The sequence below is a fragment of the Paracoccus salipaludis genome (genome assembly GCF_002287065.1).
Taxonomy (GTDB): Bacteria; Pseudomonadota; Alphaproteobacteria; order Rhodobacterales; family Rhodobacteraceae; genus Paracoccus; species Paracoccus salipaludis.
In genome coordinates this window covers 1-2,265 of sequence record NZ_NSJZ01000058.1, presented here as the reverse complement: position 1 = coordinate 2,265, position 2,265 = coordinate 1, and the positions used below count along the sequence as shown (strand labels likewise).

At 59.5% G+C, this 2,265-nt stretch carries 4 protein-coding genes; 1 reads left to right on the top strand and 3 read right to left on the bottom strand.

The features are described from left to right. From CK240_RS17405 to CK240_RS19060, 3 genes are all read right to left on the bottom strand, one after another. A partial coding sequence (locus CK240_RS17405; protein WP_095641523.1) for an Hsp20/alpha crystallin family protein occupies positions 1–457 on the bottom strand: 457 nt, incomplete at its 3' end. Further along, complete coding sequence (locus tag CK240_RS17400; protein ID WP_135058905.1) at positions 387–875, bottom strand: Hsp20/alpha crystallin family protein; 489 nt, start codon at positions 873–875, stop codon at positions 387–389. The genes CK240_RS17405 and CK240_RS17400, both read right to left, overlap by 71 nt. A gap of 173 nt (positions 876–1,048) precedes the next feature. Then, positions 1,049–1,252, bottom strand: coding sequence for a hypothetical protein (locus CK240_RS19060; RefSeq protein ID WP_205957908.1), 204 nt, complete (start codon positions 1,250–1,252; stop codon positions 1,049–1,051). A 502-nt stretch (positions 1,253–1,754) separates the two neighbouring features. Here CK240_RS19060 and CK240_RS17390 point away from each other — a divergent pair. Continuing rightward, positions 1,755–2,265, top strand: a 511-nt coding sequence (locus CK240_RS17390) for a Clp protease N-terminal domain-containing protein (RefSeq protein WP_276305831.1), incomplete at its 3' end; no start/stop codon positions are given.

Here is a 2,265-nt window from a genome sequence, read left to right as displayed (position 1 = left end):
CTTGGGCTTCGGGCGTTTGCGGCAGCTTGATCGTCAGAACCCCGTTCCTGAAGGATGCTTGCGCCTTTTCGCCATCCACACCGGGCGGGAGTGGAATTGTCCGGTAGATCGCGCCGTAGCTGCGCTCGGAAAGGTAGTATCCCTTTTTCTCCTCCTGGCGCTCGATCTTCTTCTCCCCCTTCACGGTCAACATGTCATCGTTGACCGTCACCTCGATGTCCTTCATCTCCATGCCCGGCAGCTCGATCGCGACTTCGATCGCCTTGTCGGTCTCGACCACGTCGGATTTCGCCTCGCCGCTGCCAAAGGGCTCTGCGAAATGACCGACCCGGTTCCAGAAGTTCCCGAACACATGGTTCATTTCGCGCTGGAGTGTCGCTATCGGGTTATCTTCGATGCTCTTGGCATCTGGCGTGCCGTCGTTGCGAGCCCAGGGAATGAGGTCTTTGATCTGCATGATATGGTCTCCTTCGGTTTTCAGGCGCCCTTGACGGCGATCCTTTTCGGCTGGCCTCAGGGGCTCGGGGAAGCGTCAAAGTGACGACGCCTCCACGCATCTCGGCTTCGATCCTGTCGGGGTCGAAGTTCTCGGAAAGCGTGAAGTCACGCTCGAAATCGCCCTCGGCATATTCAGTATAGGCAAGTGCCAGGTTTTCTGGCCGCATCGGCTCATCCTTACCGCGGATCGTCAGCACGCGGTTTTCAAACGTGATTTCGACCACATCGGCGGCGACGCCAGGCATTTCGACCATCACGGAGACACACTGATCGGTCTCGACGATATCGGTCCGCGGGCGGTAGATGCGGCCGCCGCCAGCGGTTTCACGCGCGTCAGCCGGCGTTTTTTCGGTGGCTGGCGTGATGTCGGTGCTCATCGTGCCAGCTCCTCACAGGCTGCCTTGATCTCAATTCTCTTCGGCTTCTCCTCCTCAGTTCGGAAGATAACGATCCGCAGTACGCCGTTCGCGGATCGAGCGCCACGGCAAGAGATATCGATCATGAAACCTTTTTTGATTCTACGGCCACAATGATACCACGCAGGCATAATTCATGCTAGCATTTCAATCTCTAGCGGCGTCTGATGGAGCTTCGCGAAGACCAACAGATCCTTGTAGGTCAAATGATGATTGCATCCGACAATGCGTTGATCGGGACGACGATCCATCGGGTCGCCCAGCACATCCAGCAGCGGATCGACGATGAAAGCCGTGAGACCGGTCAGACGCGACTGTCGTGGATGGCAGTCGCCCATGTGGACGAGTCGCGGGCCTCGCGATCGGCGACCCCGCGGCGCGGCTGGAAGTCGGCAGTGCGACAGCCGTGCAACTCGTGGACCGCATGGCGCGGCGGCTGGGTTGAGCGTTCGCCGTCACCGAATCGTCGGCGGTCGCAGATCGTTGTGCCGACGAGAAAGACGCAAAAAATCTTGCGAGAATTAGATCCCCGACGAGCCGCGTTGAAGGAATACATCTTACCGGACCTATCAGTCGACGAGAGGCGTGTTCTTCTCGCACTTCTCGAGCGCATACGTGCGCAGATTTCACGCTAGAGAGAGCAAATCGGTATGAAAGGGAAGACTGGATCTTCTTGAGTAATCGGCGCAGGATCTCCTGCAACGTGAGACACTGGACGAGCCCGATCTGGTGGCAATTGGGTCCAAGGTGAAAAGAACGGAAGCGGTCGCTGCGTGACACTGTCACTGGCGCAGATGATCGGCGGACAACCCTGACTGAATAAAGAAACGGAGAAGACGAATGGCAAACGGAGCTTGCGATATTTGCGGTCGCCCGGCGACGGCGCGCGTGCGCGCCTCGGTGAACGGCAGGGTTCAGAACATGGAGCTGTGCGATCAGCACTACAGCGAAATAGCGCGCCGGTCGGGGCGCAGCGCCTCGCCGCTGGAGTCCCTGTTCGGGCGGCGTTCCCTTCTTGACGAATTCTTCGGCGAGAGCGGTTTCGGCAGCCTCTTTGGTGACAGTCCGCTGCGAGGCGGCACGCTCGGCTCCATGGGTGACGGCGATGACGCTGTCGTCGACGCCACTTTCGGCGAGGGCGCGCCGCGGCGTGGATCGCGGCGCGGCGGCGGACGCACCATCGCCGACCGGCTGAGCGAACAGGGCAACAAGCTGCTGCAGGATGCCGCACAGAAGGTCGGGGAATTCGGGCGCAGCGAGGTCGACACCGAACATCTGCTTCTGGCATTGACCTCGTCTGACGTCGTCAAGACGATCCTTGAACAGTTCAAGGTCGATGTGGACGATCTGC